The sequence below is a fragment of the Natrinema altunense genome (assembly GCF_000731985.1).
In the GTDB taxonomy this organism is placed as follows: domain Archaea; phylum Halobacteriota; class Halobacteria; order Halobacteriales; family Natrialbaceae; genus Natrinema; species Natrinema altunense.
This window is the reverse complement of record NZ_JNCS01000001.1, coordinates 388867-403211: the sequence shown is the minus strand read 5'-3', so window position 1 is coordinate 403211 and position 14345 is coordinate 388867. Positions and strand designations below refer to the sequence as shown.

Here is a 14345-nt window from a genome sequence, read left to right as displayed (position 1 = left end):
ACTCGTCGTTCGGTCGACAGGGACAAAAACCACGCGGGGCCGTCACTCGAAGCTGGCGTCGCCGACGCGGGAACGTCAGGAACTGTTCGAGCGACGGTCGTCCGCGCCGGCCGGCGGGAGGGTGGTCCGTTCGACTACCCCGATGAGATAGACGTCGAGCAGACAGACCAGGAGAATCGTCAGCGGGACGGCCACGTCCGCGTAGCTCACGGCGTCGAACTGCAGTGCGGTTACCACGAACGGCTCCTCGAGGCTGAGCGCACCCGAGACGGTTCGCGCGCTCAGGAACACGATCGCGAGGCCGTAACAGAGGAACCAGATCCCGCCGCGTTTCCACCGGCCGAGATAACAGTGGCCGAGGCCAGCGACGAGGACCGACAACGGGTACGCCGGCCAGACGGGTCGCGACAGTTCGCTCATCGGAATCACCTACGGTCCGGAGGACAATCGGTGTTACCCTTCGTTGCGAGGCGCTACTTCCGATACTGTCGAATGTCGAACCGGCCGTAGCCGCCGTACGCGAGTTCGAGCGAGCCGATCCACCAGTTCCACCGCTCGGGCGGGGTTCCCTCCGGGGCATCGGCCAGTTCTTCCAGGACGATCTCGTTGGTCAGGGCGGTCCCGACGTCCGATTCGTACGCGCCCGAGTCCGCGAGATCGACGGCCTGCCGGACGACGACCCGCGATTGGTCCGTCGTCCCGCCGAACTCCTCGCGCAGGCGAACCTCGAGTCGCTCGGGATCGATGAACACGTGTCGACCGAGGCGTTGTAGCTACTTGACTGTTCGAGCATACCGGATGCCGAATCGAAACGAATCGATTCTTACTGGCCGGGAGGACGGCTCGAGCCCTGCGAGAGCCGTCCGACCCGGGGAAGGGCAGGCGAGTGCCCGAAGCCGACCGCGAGCGAGCCCGTAGGGCGAGCGAGCGGGCCGACGACCGATGTGGTACGCGCGGAGCGCTCGGCGGAGGGCGGAGTGTCTCGTGAACGGAGTGAACGAGAGTTCGGAAGACGCTTCGCGTCTTCCGGTGCTTTTTATCGAACGTTTGCCGAGGGACATCCCGCTGACGGCAGCGTAGCTGCCGCACAGCGGGCTAGACCGCAGCGCAAAATTCCGGTGGCGATCGATGATCTTTTGAGCGACGGCCGTCTTCCGTCGGGCATGGCAAGTTTCACTGTCGTTGTCGGCGACCCGGACTCCGGGTTGGCCCACCAGCTCGAGGCCGAGGAACAGGACGCGAACCGCTTTATCGGGAAGTCCATCGGCGAGGAAGTCGACGGGAGCGCGGTCGGGCTCGACGGCTACACGCTCGAGATCACCGGCGGCTCCGACGAGGCCGGCCGCCCGCTCACCGACGAGGTTGCGGGGCCGAACCTGAAGGAGGTCATGATGAAAAACGAGCAGACGGGCTACAAACCGTCCCGTGACGGCGAGCGACGCCGGATCACCGTCCGCGGCCGCGAAGTATCCGACGCCGTCGCCCAGATCAACGCCTCGATCGTCGACCGCGGCAGTACCGACGTCGACGAACTGCTCGGCGACGACGGCGACGACGAGTAAGTCGCCGCCCGCATTCATTCGTTTTCAATGACAGACAGAGTTGCGAGCGACCATCCCTCGGTGCAGACGGTCCGGTCGACGTGTACGGAGACGGCGACAGGCGTCAAACTCGAGGTGCCAGCCGACGACCGCGAGGCGTTCCCGACCGACGAGGTCGTCCGGGTCGTCCTCGACGGCGAGGAACTGTTCGCGCGAGTCGAACGGGCGTTGACCGGCGACGACCTGTCGATCCCGGGCGTCTACGACACGCCGGACCTGGCTCGAGACCCCAGCGGCGGGACCGACCGGCTCACCGAGTGGACCGCCGACCACGACGTTCCGGCAGGCGGTTCGGTCCTGATCGACATCGTCGAACCCGAGTTCCTCTATGGCCTCCGGTCGCCCGGCGAGACGACCTACTACGACGCCCGCGAGCCGCCAACCGAGAGCCTGAGCGAGATCGCGGACAGCCTCGAAGACGAGTAGTCCGAGTTACAGGCGCGGGAGGACGGCGTACAGCAAGAGCCCGAAGGCGAGGTGTTGGACCATCGTCTGTTCGACGGTCGCACGCACGTACGCCTCGTCTGCGATCGAGTACTCCTTGGTTCGAACCTTGGCGTGCATCGAGAGCACGTCCGCGTCCTCTAACTCGTGGAGGGTCGGATAGACGGTCCCTGGGCTGAGCTGTGTCTCGAAGAGGGAGGTCAACGCCGAGATGAGTTCCTTGCCGTGGGTCTCCCCGTGGAGCGCGATGAGCACCAGGAGGAGTTCTTCCAGGTTGTCCCTGATCATGGCCTCGTCGAACTGGATGTCGTCGGCCGGGAACGCTCCGTGGACCTGCGCTACGAGTTCGTCGAGTTGCCGTTCGATGTCTTTCGGTTCGTCTTCGGTCGACTCGAGGGCGGGATCGGTCGGTTCCGACTGACTGTCCGCGAGTAGCCTCCTCGTGAGTTCGTCGAGCACGGATTCGACGGCGGGGCTGTTTTCATACATTGACGATCACTGGTGGGGTCGTGAGATGGTCGTCCTCGGCCGCCGGCTGTGGTCGACCAACGGGCGAGCGAGCGCGGGACGGAGATACGACTACTGAGTCCGTGTCACTGAGACGTATTAAGCGGCAGGGAAACGAACGGTCAGCCGACTTCATAAATTAATATCTCGTGCTGAAAACGACAAATGTCAAACGTTGGCATGTCTGTAACCAGACGGGGGCCTGTGGGTCCGGTGTCGGACCCGAGCGGAGCGACGCGAATACCGCCCTTTTTCCACGTCGAGCATGAATCCGTGGCCATGAGTAACCCACGCGAGGAGTTTCTGGCGGGTGACCGCCTCGAGGACGTTGCGCTGTTTCTGGCGGAATCCTACGTCTCGGACGATCGACTCGAACGGTTCGGCGATCGCGTCGACGACGGGATCGTGATCGTGGTCGACGGCGAGCGCGGTCGGAGCGCCTTTCAGGCGGCGACGGGAACCGGTGCGATGGAGTTCGCCAAGTCCGCGATGAGCAACGAGGGGGAGATCGCGGCCGATCTGGCGGGCGGTCAGTGCCCGGACGCGGCGGACGACGAGGAGCACGCGGTGCAGTTCGTCTTCGCGTTCGCCGAGGATCAAAACGAGGAGGTCGGCGGCATCTACGCCGACGGTGCCGTCGTCCACGCCTACGCCCAGTGTACGTGCGGCACGGCGTTTTCGGATCGGTGGAACGTGACTGACGAGACCGACCGGTAGCCCTCAGTCGAGTTGGGAACCTCTCACAGCGGTCAGGTCGCGCTGTCGTCGGCTTCCGCGGCCGCTTCCGTAACGACATCACGGAAGGCGTCGAGGATGACGCGTTTCGTCACGGCACCCCGCGTCGTCCAGTGGTTCGCGTAGTCGAGCATGTCGTCGTAGATTTCGGGCTTGCAGCCCGCGGCCTTGGGGTGGCCGCCGCCGTTGACCTTGCCCGCGACCTCGTGGCAGCGTTCGAACTCGTCGGTCCCGCGAATGGAGGCCGAGCCGGCGGGCTTGACGATGATCGAAGCGTCGGCACCCCGCTCCCGCATCGCTTCGGCGACCTCGTTTTGCGAACAGCGGCCGTAGGTGATCCCGACCGTGTAGCCGCCGATCTCGCGGAGTTCGGCGCGTCCGACGGCCTGATCGATGAGCGCCTCCTTCTCGACGCGGCGCTCGGCGATGTACTCCTCGACCCACGCGGGGAGGTCGACGCCGTACTCGCGGACGACCTCGACGTACTCCGCGGGATCGGTCCAGTAGGCGTAATCCGCGAGGTCGTCGCTGCGCGGGTCCTCGCGCAGCCAGAGGTCGTGGTCCCGGGTCACGGCGGCCAGTTCCTCGTACATCGGCCCGAACTCGTACTCGAGCGAGCGGGCGACCACGTCGGCGCTACACTCCTCGTCGGAGTCGCCGATCACGAGGTCGACCCCGGTGTCCCGGACCGCCCGTGCGACGTCGTCGCCCCACTGGTGGTGGTCGTACCACGCGAGCCGATCGGCGATTTCGAGCGCGGCCGCGAGTTCCTCCTCGACGTACTCGTACCGATCGGGCGCGAGATCGCACACGAAGATATCGATCCCGTCGTCGCCGTACTCGGCGACGCGAGCCAGCGCATCCTCCACGTCGTGGGGACTTGCAGGGAGCAACGCGACGCCGTGGGGCGTCGGCTCGGGCTCCTCGAGCGGTTCGCCGGCCGGGTCCGTCGCGTCGCCGTCGTCGTCGATCTCGTCCGGCTCCGGGACGTTTCGTACGTCGTCGTAGGCCTCTCGAACGAGCGCGACACAGGCCAGCCCGTCGGCATCCGGATCGGCGATGACCGCGGCTTCGGCCCCCTCGAGCGCGGCCTCGGTTCGTTGCTCCGCGAGGTCGTCTTCGAGCGTATCGGGCAGGAAGAAGCCGGTCCCCGGCAGGACGGACTTTCGCGAGAGCGATAGATCGCCGCTCCGAATGAGTTCGTCGTACATGCTGCGTACTGGGAGACCGCCCGGGAAGTAATCGCCGGTCTCGCGGCTCGTCGGTCGGTCGCTGCGCCGAGCCGTCGTGCGACGCCGCCGGCCGAGCCCGGATACGCGTCGCGGACGCGCTCGCCGATCGTCACCGTCGGTCGGCGAGCGCGGTCGTGTGGGACGGGCGGTCAGGCGGCGGTCGTGTTCCCGTCGTCCCCGTCGTCTTCGCCCGCGGGCGCGAGTTGCCGCACCGTTAGTACGGGGACCGGCGAGGTACGGACGATCCGTTCGGCGACGCTGCCGAGCAGGAGACGGTTCTCGCCGTGGCGACCGCGGGTGCCGGTCGCGACCACGTCGGCGTCGACCTCGCGGGCGTAGTCGCAGATCTCGACGGCGGGCCGCCCCTCGCGGACGGCCGTCGTTACGTCTCTCTCCGCCCGCTCCTCGACGGTCGTGAGCGCGGCGTCGGCGGTCGTCTCGAGGGCGGTGCGGAGTTCGTCCCGGAGCTGCTGGGGTGAGGCGTCGACCTCGCTGGCGTCGATCACCGAGAGCGCGTGGACCTCGGCGTCGAACCGGTCGGCGAGATCGAGCGCGATGTCGACGGCCCGTTTCACGCTGTCGGAGCCGTCGGTGGCGACCACGACCGTATCGAACATACGTCGCGGTTACGGTCGCGGTTGCTTAAATACTCCCGTTCGACGGGGCTGCGGCAGCCGACTCGGCCTCGGAGCGGTGGGGTGGCTTTTTTGTGACGGGCCGCCCACTGCCGCGTATGGACGCCAGCGAGCCGTTTACCGTCGACACCGTTCTCGCACCCGTCGACGGGAGCGACGAGTCAGCCACCGCCGTCGAATACGCCGTCGCCGTCGCCGACCGCTACGACGCCTCCGTCCACGCGCTGTTCGTCCTCGGACGCGGCGTCGTCCGGGGACTGGACGCCGGCACGGTCGACGAGACCGCCGTCGCGGAGAACACGCAGGGATTTTTCGACGATATCGGCGTCATCGCCGCTGACGCGGACGTGCCGCTTGCGACCTCCGTCGACGAGGGCTTCTCGCAAACGCGGAAGACGCGTCACCCGGGCAACGTCGTGCTCGACACCGCCGACGAGATCGACGCCGACTTCATCGTCCTCCCTCGGGAGCCGGTTACCGAAACCGAGGCCGAGGTCCTCGAGAAAGCCGCCGAGTACGTCCTCTCCTACGCGAGCCAGCCCGTCCTCTCGGTCTAACTGTATGGGAATCCGACGCGGTCAGCCGTCGCCGGTCACACCGTTACCGTCGCCCGCGAGGCGGATCGCCATCTCTTGTTCGAAGCTCTCGGTACCGGTCGACTCGAACCCGACCCGCTCGTAGAGCGCGATCGCCGGGTTGTTCCAGCGTTCGACCGTCAGCCACACCCGCTCGATGCCGATGTCGCTTGCATGGCCCAGGAGGTTCTTCAGCAGGACCGTCCCGATCCCGGCCCGCTGGTAGGCCTGCAGGACGAAGATCGCGAGTTCCCACTCGATGTCGGACGCGTGTTCGACCGCGGCCGGATCGTCGGTGTCGGGAACGAGCATCGCGTGTGCGATCGCGTCCCCGTCGTGGCGGGCGACGACGTTGACGCTGTCGTCACCGATCGTCTCGAGCCAGGTCCGGATCCGCTCCTCGCCGGTCGGCGGGATCCCCTGTGCGCGGTCGGTCGGATCGAACTCGGTGTACATCCCGACGACGTCGTCGAGCGTCTCGCCGGTGAACGACTCGGCTGCCCGAACCTCGATCGACCGTCCGTCTCGATCCTCGACCGTCGTCGGGGGCGAGGGGAAGGGGCCGGACGGGTCGTCGGGATACTGACGCGTACCGGCCATCGTTATCGCACCAGCTTAACCGTCGTCGGGGCGTTCAGCAGGACGAACTCGGTGATCGGGCCGAGCTGAATCTTCCCCATCGGACTCAGGGTTCCGCCGCCGATGACCAGTTGATCGTAGTCTCCCTGTTCGGCGTAGTTGACCAGCGCGCTTCCGGGGTCGCCGTCGAGCTTCTCCACCTCGACGTCGGTGATGTCGGCCTCCTCGAGTGCGTCGACCGCCTGCCGGTACATCTCGTCCTGTGAGCGTTTCGACTCGGGTTTCTCGACGACGACGATCGTCAACTCGTCACCGACCTCGCGCGTTCGGTCGATGGTTCGTCGGAGCGTCTTCACCGACTCGTCGCTGCCGCCGAGACCCAGCAACACGTTCATACGGGTGACTGTGAGCCCGTACACGAAAACGGTTGTGCCGATGACCGGGACCGACACGCCATTCGTGGGGCCGCCGAGAATGGAACCCCCTCACATACGTTGCACGGGACGACGCTGTTAAGAACGTGTAGTGACTACGTTCACCGAATGAGTGATGCAGCGCTCGATGTCGTGGAGTTCCTGCTCACGACGAGCGTGTATTCGGACGACCGGACGCTAGACGAGAACGACCTCCCGCCGTCGTTCCGGCGGGTCTATTGGACCGGGGGCGTCGGCAACGAGGACGGAAGCGACACCGAAGGCGGCAACGGGACCACTCGAAAACCCGCCGGCATCGACCGCCCGCTATCGGTCACGACCACCACCGCCCGCGAGGCGACCGGCGTCGACCGCCCGTGGGAGGCGGTCTCCGAACTGATGTTCACCGAGCGCGACGAGTTCTCCGGGACGATCACCCTCGCCCAGCAGGGGATGGCCGAGGAGTGGTTCGCCGAGCGCGTCGACGCGGACCGATTGCTCGAGAACCCGACGCTGGCGAAACACTTCGCGTCCCACGACGACTACGAGTTCGACGTAACCCACGAGGCGGCTCGCGAGCGGAACCGGCCGATTCAGGCCGACCGCGTCTGGATCGATGGCCTCCTCAACGAGTACTTCGACGAGGAGGACGACGAGGAGATGTTGGACCTCGTGGAAGTTCGTGCGCCCGAAGAGGTCGACATGTCCCTCGACGACCTCGTGCTCACCGAGGATCAGCAGAACGAACTCGACAAGATCTCGAAGGCGATCGAACACCGGGATTATCTCGCCGATATCGGGCTGCGAGAGATCGGGAAACTGCTGTTCGTCGGGCCGCCGGGAACCGGGAAGACGTCCACCGCGCAGGCGCTGGCACAGGACATGGATCTGCCGTTCGTCGAGGTCAAACTCTCGATGATTACGAGCCAATATCTGGGCGAAACGGCGAAAAACGTCGACAAGACGTTCGAGGTGGCGAAGCGACTGTCGCCCTGTATTCTCTTTATCGACGAGTTCGACTTCGTCGCCAAGACCCGCCGCAGCGACGAACACGCCGCGCTCAAGCGCGCGGTCAACACCCTCCTCAAGAGCATCGACAACATCTCGCTCATCGACGACGACGTGTTGCTCATCGGCGCGACCAACCATCCCGACCAGTTAGACGACGCCGCCTGGCGACGGTTCGACGAGATCATCAACTTCCCCAAACCCGATTCGGGCATGCGGGCCGACATTCTCGGCCTCATCACGCGAACAATGGACATCGACGAGTTCGACCCGCATCTCATCGCCGAGGTCACCGAGGGGTTGACCGGCAGCGACCTCCGGATGGTGCTTCGGGAAGCCGTCCTCGAGGCGCTGACCGAGGACCGGACGACGCTGACCCAGGAGGACCTCTTGAACGCCGTCGAGGAGTTCGAGGAACGGGACACGTTGAAGAACATGGACATGATGGAGGGGGACCACGACGCGCTCGTCGCCGGCGGCGACATCGACAAGGCCAGCGACGGTGGCCACTCCCACGACCACGACCACGATCACTGACGATCGATCGCACTCCCGTCTCGGACCGGACCCGCTGTTTTCCTTGAGGCCGTTGCTGCCCGACCGTTCGCACCGTTTCCGCCGGACGGCGACTCGAGGATGACGCGGCTGCTCGTCGGCGGCCCGACGCCACGCTTTTCCACTCGCCTGCCGTTGCGGGGCACATGCCCGACGACCGGAACGTATACGGGACCGAACTCGAGCCCTGCTGTACCGACCCGATGACGGGTTTTCTGCGGGACGGGTGCTGTCGCCGGGTCGACTCCGATCGGGGCCGCCACGAACTCTGTGCCGTGATGACCGAGGAGTTTCTCCGCTTTAGCCGCGCGCAGGGCAACGACCTGCTCACGCCGCAGCCGGCGCTCGAGTTTCCGGGGCTCGAGCCCGGAGATCGATGGTGTCTCTGCCTCGCACGGTGGCTGGAAGCCGAAGCGGCCGATTGTGCGCCGCCGGTCGTGCTCGAGGCGACCCACGAGGCGGTCCTGCGCGACGTCGACCCCGACCTCCTTCGCGACCACGAGTACGACGCCGGCGATGACGCCGATTCCGGGACGGTGTAGGGACCGCCCCGTCCCGCGGGGAATACCCTTTATGTGACGGCTGTCAATCACCCCCTATGAGCGATGCTCCACCACAGGGGGACGCCGCGGACGCGTTCGCGGCCCGGGCACGGGCCGACTACGGCGAGTCGATCCGCGACCTCGTCGTCTTCGGCGATGCCGTCCGGGGTGACGACCGCGGCGTCCACACGTCCGTGGAGGTACTGCTGGTCCTCATGGAGGCCGACGAGGAGATCGAGCGACGGCTCGAGGCCCTCGCCGAGACCGTCGGGCTCGAGCACGGCGTCGTCTTCTCGGTCCACGTCCTCCCGGCCGATCGGTTCGACGCGCAGTCGGACCACCCGTTCATCCGAACGGCGCTCGAGGACGGGCGATCGTATGTGTAGGGACCGGCGAGCCGCGGGGTCGGGCTCCCGGTGCTCGCTCGCGTGCCGTCCCGTGACCGCACGCGGAGGGGTGACGTAACGATGCGCGTGACGCTGCTCGGAACCGGCGACACGACGGGGACGCCGACCGTCGGCTGCGACTGTGATACCTGTACCGCCGCACGCGAGCGCGGCGTCGAGCGCACGCGGTTCTCGGTCCACGTCGAGAATGACCGGACAGATGAGTCGCTGCTGATCGACTTCAGCCCCGATTTCCGGTATCAGTTCCTCCGCGACGAGGTCCCGCTGCCCGACGCCGCCGTCATCACCCACATCCACTTCGACCACCTCGACGGACTGGGCAACGTCTTCCGCGTGCTGGACGACCTCGCGGTCTACGCGGCCGACGAGACCGATCCCCGGACGGGAGCGAGCGTTGCCGAGACGGTTCGCGACGACTATCACTACCTCGATCGCGTTACCGTCGTGCCGACGACGCCCCTCGAGACCGAGCGGATCTGCGGGCTCGACGTGACGCTGGTGCCGGTCGAACATCCGCCGCTGGTCTGTTACGGGCTCGCCGTCGAAGATCCGGAGACGGGCGCGAAACTGTCGATCACCGGCGATACGAGCTACGCGGTTCCCGAGGAATCCCGCGCAGTGTTGGCCGATCCGGATCTCCTGCTGGCCGACGCGATCGTCCCGGCGAGCCTCTGCGAGCATCACCCCCTCGGCGGCCGCCACGAGGACGCCGCCGGCGTCGCCCGGACGTTCGGGACGAAACACATGACTCGAGAGGGAGCCCTCGCACTGGCCGCGGAACTGGACGCCGCGCGGACGCGGTTGGTCCATCTGGCCCACTTCTATCCCGCCGCGGAGGCGTTCGAGGAGCCGCTGGCGATCGACGGCGAGCAGTACGTCCTGTGACTGCGGCCGTCCTTCGACGCCGCTGACGCGAGCGTCAGCCGAACCGATCCAGCCCCGACTGCCGTCGACGCTTGCCGCTCGGCTCGGCCTCCCACGACGTTTTCCGATCGCGTTCGGCCTCGAGATCGACGGTGGTCGCCGACGCCGCCTCGTAGCCCGGACACGCGCTCCCACACTCCGATCCGGCGTCGATCACGCGACCGTTCCACTCGCAGTACGGTAACGTCGCGCCGCTCGCGTCGGCCGGGTGGCAGGCCGCACACCCGGGGAAGTCGTACGTCCGCCAGCCCTTTCCGTAGGCCCGTTCGGCGATCCGGCGGCGGGCCCGCGCCTTCGCGGCGGGCGAGACGGTCGCGATCTCCGTCCGACCGGGCTGGGACTCGAGGGGCTCGATCCCGGGTTCGTCGACCGCCAACGGCGTCGGCTCGCGGAGCACCTCGATCTCGAGCGAGCGGCCCGCATCGGCCCCGTCGCGGTGAACTCGCCAGACGCCCACGGCATCGGGGAGCCGGTGCAGGTGGGCGCGTGTTACGTAACTCTCGGTCGCGAGGACGACCTCGTCGACCAGGCCGAGGCTGACGTCCGTCCGCAGTTGGGCCTCGAGATCCCCCGGACGGCCGAGATCCGGCTTGTTCTCGATCCCGACGATGCGGTCGTACCAATCCGGGTAGCGGGCGACCTGGCGGACGTACTCGCGGCTGCTGGCCGCGCTGGCGCTGTGGTCGCGTTCGAAGAAGTCGATCTCGAGCGCCCGCTCCGTGGCGCTGCGAGCGCGCTCGGGATGGCAGTCGAAGGCGTCCTTCCAGTAGCGCGCCTGCCCGGTGCCGACGGCCGACTCGATGGCGGCGTCCGGGATCGTCTCGCTCGTGATCGCGACGCGCTCTTCGAATTCGGGTCCGGGTTCGACGCGGACGATATCGAGGATTCGCCCACCGGGTTCGGCGACGCCGCCGCCGAGTTGGCGGGCGACGATATCGTCGCGTCGCTCCTCGAGGCGAGCGCACAACTCGAGTTCGAAGGCGAACTCCGACACGGTCACAGGGAGTGTGGGAACCGAAATAAGTCGTCGGATTCGGCGGGCTCGAATCGTCGACCGGACCCGACCCGTGAGAGGCGCCCGGTTGGCTGGGGACTGTCAGCACACCGCCCCGTCCGAGCCAAGCGATAGCTCGCAACCTTTATCAGTCGCACAGCGGAATCACTACCCAAGATTACTCATCGTCTTATGGTAGGAAATCGACAACCGGAGGTGAACATCGGACTCGTCGGTCACGTCGACCACGGCAAGACGACGCTGGTGCAAGCGCTCAGCGGCTCGTGGACGGACCAACACAGCGAAGAGATGAAACGCGGGATCTCGATCAGGCTCGGCTATGCCGACGCCACGTTCCGTCACTGCGAGGGACTGGACGAACCCGAGTGTTACACCGTCGAAGAAGAGTGTGCGGACGGCACGCCGAGCGAGCCGCTCCGGACCGTTTCGTTCGTCGACGCCCCGGGGCACGAAACCCTGATGGCGACGATGCTGTCGGGCGCGTCGCTGATGGACGGTGCCGTGTTGGTGGTCAGCGCCAACGAACCCGTCCCACAGCCCCAGACCGAAGAGCACCTGATGGCGCTCGACATCATCGGGATCGACAACATCGTCATCGCACAGAACAAGGTGGACCTCGTCGACAGCGAGACCGCGCGGAACAACTACGAGCAGATCAAGGAGTTCGTCGAGGGGACCGTCGCGGAAGACGCCCCGATCGTTCCCGTCTCCGCGGGCCAGGAGGTCAACCTCGACCTGCTCATGCAGGCCATCGAAGAGGAGATTCCCACGCCGGATCGGGACCCCGACGCCGACCCCCGGATGCACGTCGCCCGCAGTTTCGACATCAACAAACCCGGGACGACCGCGACGGACCTCGCCGGCGGCGTTCTCGGCGGCAGCCTCGTGCAAGGCGAACTCGAGGTCGGCGACGATATCGAGATCCGACCCGGCCGCGAAGTCGAGGAAGGCGGCAAAACGGAGTACGTCCCGATCGAGACGACCATCCGTTCGCTGCAGGCCGGCGGCGAAGCCGCCGACACCGTCACGCCGGGCGGGCTGCTCGGTGTCGGGACCGGGCTCGACCCCTCGCTGACCAAAGGCGACGCGCTGGCCGGCCGGATGGCCGGTCCGCCGGGCTCGCTCCCGCCGACGTGGAACGAGTTCACCATGGACGTCGACCTGCTCGAGCGGGTCGTCGGCGCGGACCAGGGCGAGACGGTCGACGAGATCAGCACCGGTGAACCGCTGATGATGACTGTCGGGACGGCGACGACCGTCGGCTCGGTCACCAGCGCTCGCGAGGGCGAATGCGAGGTCGCGCTCAAGCGGCCCGTCGCGGCCGATCCGGGCACGAAAATCGCGATCAACCGCCGTATCGGCGCTCGCTGGCGGCTGATTGGCCTGGGAACGCTCACGGATTGAGGCGATGAGCACGCCGACGCGGGTCGCCATCGACACGAGCGCGCTCATGATGCCCGTCGAACTCGACGTGCGGCTGTTCGAGGAACTCGAGCGGTTGCTAGATGCCTACGAACCGACGATCCCACAGGCCGTCCTTGAGGAACTCCGGCGGCTCTCGGAAAAGGGCGGCCAGGAGGGGACGGCGGCGACCGTCGGCCACGATCTGGCGACCGAACGCTGTCTCGTCGTCGACACGGAGGCATCGTACGCCGACGACGCGCTGGTCGAACTCGCCCGCGAGGGAACCGTCGACTACGTCGTCACGAACGACCGCCCGCTGCGCGACCGAGTGCTCGAAGCGAGCAGACCGGTAATTGCATTACGCGGGAGAAACAAGTTAGCGATCACTCAACCATAGATGTACAAACGGGTTAGACTGAAGGACACAGTAGAAGTACCGCCGGAAGAGCTCGGCGACGTTTCGCCGGATCGAGTCAAACGACTGCTCCAGGACAAACTCGAGGGGCGGATGGACGAGGAGGTCGGCAGCGTCGTCTCCGTCACCGAGGTCCACGATATCGGTGAAGGAACGGTGTTGCCGAACCGTCCGGGCGTCTATTACGAGGCCGAGTTCGACGCCGTCACCTTCGATCCGCAGATGCAGGAAGTCGTCGACGGCACCGTCGTCGAAGTCGTCGAGTTCGGTGCCTTCGTCGGGATCGGCCCCGTCGACGGATTGCTGCACGTCTCGCAGATCAGCGACGAGTATCTCGCCTTCGACGGCGAAAACCAGCAACTCGCCTCGAACGAATCCGCCCGCTCGCTCGGCGTCGAGGACGCCGTCCGGGCCCGCATCGTCACCAAGAGCATCGACGAGCGCAACCCCCGCGACTCGAAGATCGGGCTCACCGCGAAACAGCCCGGGCTCGGCAAGCACGGCTGGCTCGAGGACGAACGCGAAAAACGCGAAGCGGCTGCAGGTGAATAACCATGGCATCCGACCGTCTCGTCTGTCGCGAGTGTCACCGGGTCAACGAACCGGATAACGAGACCTGTGACGCCTGTAACTCCTCGTCGCTGACCGAAGACTGGGCGGGCTACGTCATCATCGCCCACCCCGAAGAGAGTCAGATCGCGACGGAGATGCAGATCACCGAACCGGGCGCGTACGCCCTGAAGGTTCGCTGACTCGCGTGACCCGCGACGACGAAGCGCCGACGCTCGCCGCCGACGAACAGCTACTGGTTTTGCCCGACGACCTTCGTCACGAACTCAAGGAGCCGATGGGTCCGATCGAGACGGACGCCGAACGGCTCCTCGAGGCCGTCGACGGTCCGGTCATCGCCGTCGGCGACGTCGTCACCTACCACCTCCTGCAGGCGGGCCACCGTCCCGATGTCGCGCTTGTCGACGGGCGGACGAAACGCAGCGCGGTCGACGAGGAGATCCACGATGCGGTCACCGAGGGTGCGAGTATCGAGGTTCGGAACCCGCCGGCCGAACTCGGCGCGCCGGTCGTCCGGGCGCTCCGGCGCGCGCTCGCGACCGACGAGCCGACCACGATTCTGGTCGACGGCGAGGAGGACCTCGTTGCGCTACCGGCGATCGTCGCCGCGCCCTCGGGCGCGAGCGTCGTCTACGGCCAGCCCGACGAGGGGATGGTCCACGTGAAAGTCGACGACGACCACCGCGCCGAGATGCGCGACCTGCTCGAGCGCTTCGAGGGCGACACCGAACGATTCTGGGCGCTTCTCGAGGATACGGACGACGGGGCGTAGCGCGTCGGTCGC

At 66.7% G+C, this 14345-nt stretch carries 21 protein-coding genes; 13 read left to right on the top strand and 8 right to left on the bottom strand.

Annotation, left to right across the window (positions count from 1 at the left end):
* Nucleotides 1–75: 75 nt before the first annotated feature.
* Both ALTAJ2_RS02115 and ALTAJ2_RS02110 read right to left on the bottom strand, forming a co-directional pair.
* Complete coding sequence (locus ALTAJ2_RS02115) at nucleotides 76–420, bottom strand: hypothetical protein (RefSeq protein WP_049900858.1); 345 nt, start codon at nucleotides 418–420, stop codon at nucleotides 76–78.
* 53 nt (nucleotides 421–473) lie between these two features.
* Nucleotides 474–752 (bottom strand): hypothetical protein, encoded by a 279-nt coding sequence (locus tag ALTAJ2_RS02110; protein ID WP_007110489.1) that lies wholly within the window; start codon nucleotides 750–752, stop codon nucleotides 474–476.
* A gap of 411 nt (nucleotides 753–1163) precedes the next feature.
* Between ALTAJ2_RS02110 and ALTAJ2_RS02105 the strand changes: the two genes are divergently transcribed.
* Nucleotides 1164–1562 carry a 30S ribosomal protein S6e gene (locus ALTAJ2_RS02105; protein WP_007110490.1) on the top strand — a complete coding sequence of 133 codons (399 nt, stop codon included), beginning with the start codon at nucleotides 1164–1166 and terminating at the stop codon, nucleotides 1560–1562.
* Nucleotides 1563–1589: 27 nt separating this feature from the next.
* Entirely contained in the window at nucleotides 1590–2027 is a 438-nt protein-coding gene (locus ALTAJ2_RS02100; protein ID WP_049900861.1) for a DUF7112 family protein, read from the top strand.
* A gap of 6 nt (nucleotides 2028–2033) precedes the next feature.
* On the opposite strand, the gene ALTAJ2_RS02095 is transcribed toward ALTAJ2_RS02100, so the two are convergent.
* Entirely contained in the window at nucleotides 2034–2534 is a 501-nt protein-coding gene (locus tag ALTAJ2_RS02095) for a PadR family transcriptional regulator (protein ID WP_007110492.1), read from the bottom strand.
* Nucleotides 2535–2831: 297 nt separating this feature from the next.
* Between ALTAJ2_RS02095 and ALTAJ2_RS02090 the strand changes: the two genes are divergently transcribed.
* On the top strand, nucleotides 2832–3269 hold the full coding sequence (locus tag ALTAJ2_RS02090; RefSeq protein WP_007110493.1) for a DUF5807 family protein: 438 nt from the start codon (nucleotides 2832–2834) through the stop codon (nucleotides 3267–3269).
* A 32-nt stretch (nucleotides 3270–3301) separates the two neighbouring features.
* Here ALTAJ2_RS02090 and ALTAJ2_RS02085 read toward each other — a convergent pair whose 3' ends face one another.
* Both ALTAJ2_RS02085 and ALTAJ2_RS02080 read right to left on the bottom strand, forming a co-directional pair.
* Nucleotides 3302–4498 carry a DHH family phosphoesterase gene (locus ALTAJ2_RS02085; protein WP_007110494.1) on the bottom strand — a complete coding sequence of 399 codons (1197 nt, stop codon included), beginning with the start codon at nucleotides 4496–4498 and terminating at the stop codon, nucleotides 3302–3304.
* A 170-nt stretch (nucleotides 4499–4668) separates the two neighbouring features.
* Complete coding sequence (locus ALTAJ2_RS02080; protein WP_007110495.1) at nucleotides 4669–5136, bottom strand: universal stress protein; 468 nt, start codon at nucleotides 5134–5136, stop codon at nucleotides 4669–4671.
* 116 nt (nucleotides 5137–5252) lie between these two features.
* On the opposite strand from ALTAJ2_RS02080, the gene ALTAJ2_RS02075 reads away from it, so the two are divergent.
* Nucleotides 5253–5711, top strand: a complete 459-nt coding sequence (locus ALTAJ2_RS02075; RefSeq protein ID WP_007110496.1) for a universal stress protein — start codon at nucleotides 5253–5255, stop codon at nucleotides 5709–5711.
* Nucleotides 5712–5732: 21 nt separating this feature from the next.
* On the opposite strand, the gene ALTAJ2_RS02070 is transcribed toward ALTAJ2_RS02075, so the two are convergent.
* Both ALTAJ2_RS02070 and ALTAJ2_RS02065 read right to left on the bottom strand, forming a co-directional pair.
* Nucleotides 5733–6329: a GNAT family N-acetyltransferase gene (locus ALTAJ2_RS02070; RefSeq protein ID WP_007110497.1), complete on the bottom strand. Its 597-nt coding sequence runs from the start codon at nucleotides 6327–6329 to the stop codon at nucleotides 5733–5735.
* Nucleotides 6330–6331: 2 nt separating this feature from the next.
* A complete protein-coding gene (locus tag ALTAJ2_RS02065; RefSeq protein ID WP_049900864.1) occupies nucleotides 6332–6703 on the bottom strand; it encodes a universal stress protein in 372 nt (123 codons plus the stop codon).
* A gap of 147 nt (nucleotides 6704–6850) precedes the next feature.
* On the opposite strand from ALTAJ2_RS02065, the gene ALTAJ2_RS02060 reads away from it, so the two are divergent.
* The 4 genes from ALTAJ2_RS02060 to ALTAJ2_RS02045 all read left to right on the top strand — a co-directional run bounded on the left by ALTAJ2_RS02060 (nucleotide 6851) and on the right by ALTAJ2_RS02045 (nucleotide 10118).
* On the top strand, nucleotides 6851–8266 hold the full coding sequence (locus tag ALTAJ2_RS02060) for an ATP-binding protein (RefSeq protein WP_007110499.1): 1416 nt from the start codon (nucleotides 6851–6853) through the stop codon (nucleotides 8264–8266).
* 164 nt (nucleotides 8267–8430) lie between these two features.
* Nucleotides 8431–8826 (top strand): DUF2237 family protein, encoded by a 396-nt coding sequence (locus ALTAJ2_RS02055; RefSeq protein WP_007110500.1) that lies wholly within the window; start codon nucleotides 8431–8433, stop codon nucleotides 8824–8826.
* 56 nt (nucleotides 8827–8882) lie between these two features.
* Nucleotides 8883–9212: a hypothetical protein gene (locus tag ALTAJ2_RS02050; protein ID WP_007110501.1), complete on the top strand. Its 330-nt coding sequence runs from the start codon at nucleotides 8883–8885 to the stop codon at nucleotides 9210–9212.
* Nucleotides 9213–9293: 81 nt separating this feature from the next.
* The gene (locus tag ALTAJ2_RS02045) at nucleotides 9294–10118 is read left to right on the top strand and encodes an MBL fold metallo-hydrolase (RefSeq protein WP_007110502.1); all 825 of its coding nucleotides are present in this window, start codon (nucleotides 9294–9296) and stop codon (nucleotides 10116–10118) included.
* A gap of 34 nt (nucleotides 10119–10152) precedes the next feature.
* Here ALTAJ2_RS02045 and ALTAJ2_RS02040 read toward each other — a convergent pair whose 3' ends face one another.
* Nucleotides 10153–11157 (bottom strand): DUF5787 family protein, encoded by a 1005-nt coding sequence (locus tag ALTAJ2_RS02040; RefSeq protein WP_007110503.1) that lies wholly within the window; start codon nucleotides 11155–11157, stop codon nucleotides 10153–10155.
* A 186-nt stretch (nucleotides 11158–11343) separates the two neighbouring features.
* On the opposite strand from ALTAJ2_RS02040, the gene ALTAJ2_RS02035 reads away from it, so the two are divergent.
* Genes ALTAJ2_RS02035 through ALTAJ2_RS02015 form a run of 5 tightly spaced genes read left to right on the top strand, consistent with a single transcriptional unit; the run spans nucleotide 11344 to nucleotide 14333 of the window.
* A complete protein-coding gene (locus tag ALTAJ2_RS02035) occupies nucleotides 11344–12576 on the top strand; it encodes a translation initiation factor IF-2 subunit gamma (protein WP_007110504.1) in 1233 nt (410 codons plus the stop codon).
* Between the two features lie 4 nt (nucleotides 12577–12580).
* Nucleotides 12581–12973 (top strand): PIN domain-containing protein, encoded by a 393-nt coding sequence (locus ALTAJ2_RS02030; protein ID WP_007110505.1) that lies wholly within the window; start codon nucleotides 12581–12583, stop codon nucleotides 12971–12973.
* Nucleotides 12974–13543: a DNA-directed RNA polymerase gene (locus ALTAJ2_RS02025; protein WP_007110506.1), complete on the top strand. Its 570-nt coding sequence runs from the start codon at nucleotides 12974–12976 to the stop codon at nucleotides 13541–13543.
* A gap of 2 nt (nucleotides 13544–13545) precedes the next feature.
* Nucleotides 13546–13743 (top strand): transcription elongation factor subunit Spt4, encoded by a 198-nt coding sequence (spt4, locus tag ALTAJ2_RS02020; protein ID WP_006185929.1) that lies wholly within the window; start codon nucleotides 13546–13548, stop codon nucleotides 13741–13743.
* Between the two features lie 5 nt (nucleotides 13744–13748).
* Complete coding sequence (locus ALTAJ2_RS02015; RefSeq protein WP_007110507.1) at nucleotides 13749–14333, top strand: GTP-dependent dephospho-CoA kinase family protein; 585 nt, start codon at nucleotides 13749–13751, stop codon at nucleotides 14331–14333.
* The last annotated feature ends 12 nt before the right edge of the window (nucleotides 14334–14345 follow it).

Bases quoted from the DNA above. Each gene is read 5' to 3' on its own strand.
- ALTAJ2_RS02115 (WP_049900858.1), bottom strand. From the start codon at position 420: ATGAGCGAACTGTCGCGACCCGTCTGGCCGGCGTACCCGTTGTCGGTC.
- ALTAJ2_RS02105 (WP_007110490.1), top strand. From the start codon at position 1,164: ATGGCAAGTTTCACTGTCGTTGTCGGCGACCCGGACTCCGGGTTGGCC.
- ALTAJ2_RS02100 (WP_049900861.1), top strand. From the start codon at position 1,590: ATGACAGACAGAGTTGCGAGCGACCATCCCTCGGTGCAGACGGTCCGG.
- ALTAJ2_RS02095 (WP_007110492.1), bottom strand. From the start codon at position 2,534: ATGTATGAAAACAGCCCCGCCGTCGAATCCGTGCTCGACGAACTCACG.
- ALTAJ2_RS02090 (WP_007110493.1), top strand. From the start codon at position 2,832: ATGAGTAACCCACGCGAGGAGTTTCTGGCGGGTGACCGCCTCGAGGAC.
- ALTAJ2_RS02085 (WP_007110494.1), bottom strand. From the start codon at position 4,498: ATGTACGACGAACTCATTCGGAGCGGCGATCTATCGCTCTCGCGAAAG.
- ALTAJ2_RS02080 (WP_007110495.1), bottom strand. From the start codon at position 5,136: ATGTTCGATACGGTCGTGGTCGCCACCGACGGCTCCGACAGCGTGAAA.
- ALTAJ2_RS02075 (WP_007110496.1), top strand. From the start codon at position 5,253: ATGGACGCCAGCGAGCCGTTTACCGTCGACACCGTTCTCGCACCCGTC.
- ALTAJ2_RS02070 (WP_007110497.1), bottom strand. From the start codon at position 6,329: ATGGCCGGTACGCGTCAGTATCCCGACGACCCGTCCGGCCCCTTCCCC.
- ALTAJ2_RS02065 (WP_049900864.1), bottom strand. From the start codon at position 6,703: ATGAACGTGTTGCTGGGTCTCGGCGGCAGCGACGAGTCGGTGAAGACG.
- ALTAJ2_RS02060 (WP_007110499.1), top strand. From the start codon at position 6,851: ATGAGTGATGCAGCGCTCGATGTCGTGGAGTTCCTGCTCACGACGAGC.
- ALTAJ2_RS02055 (WP_007110500.1), top strand. From the start codon at position 8,431: ATGCCCGACGACCGGAACGTATACGGGACCGAACTCGAGCCCTGCTGT.
- ALTAJ2_RS02050 (WP_007110501.1), top strand. From the start codon at position 8,883: ATGAGCGATGCTCCACCACAGGGGGACGCCGCGGACGCGTTCGCGGCC.
- ALTAJ2_RS02045 (WP_007110502.1), top strand. From the start codon at position 9,294: ATGCGCGTGACGCTGCTCGGAACCGGCGACACGACGGGGACGCCGACC.
- ALTAJ2_RS02035 (WP_007110504.1), top strand. From the start codon at position 11,344: ATGGTAGGAAATCGACAACCGGAGGTGAACATCGGACTCGTCGGTCAC.
- ALTAJ2_RS02030 (WP_007110505.1), top strand. From the start codon at position 12,581: ATGAGCACGCCGACGCGGGTCGCCATCGACACGAGCGCGCTCATGATG.
- ALTAJ2_RS02025 (WP_007110506.1), top strand. From the start codon at position 12,974: ATGTACAAACGGGTTAGACTGAAGGACACAGTAGAAGTACCGCCGGAA.
- spt4 (WP_006185929.1), top strand. From the start codon at position 13,546: ATGGCATCCGACCGTCTCGTCTGTCGCGAGTGTCACCGGGTCAACGAA.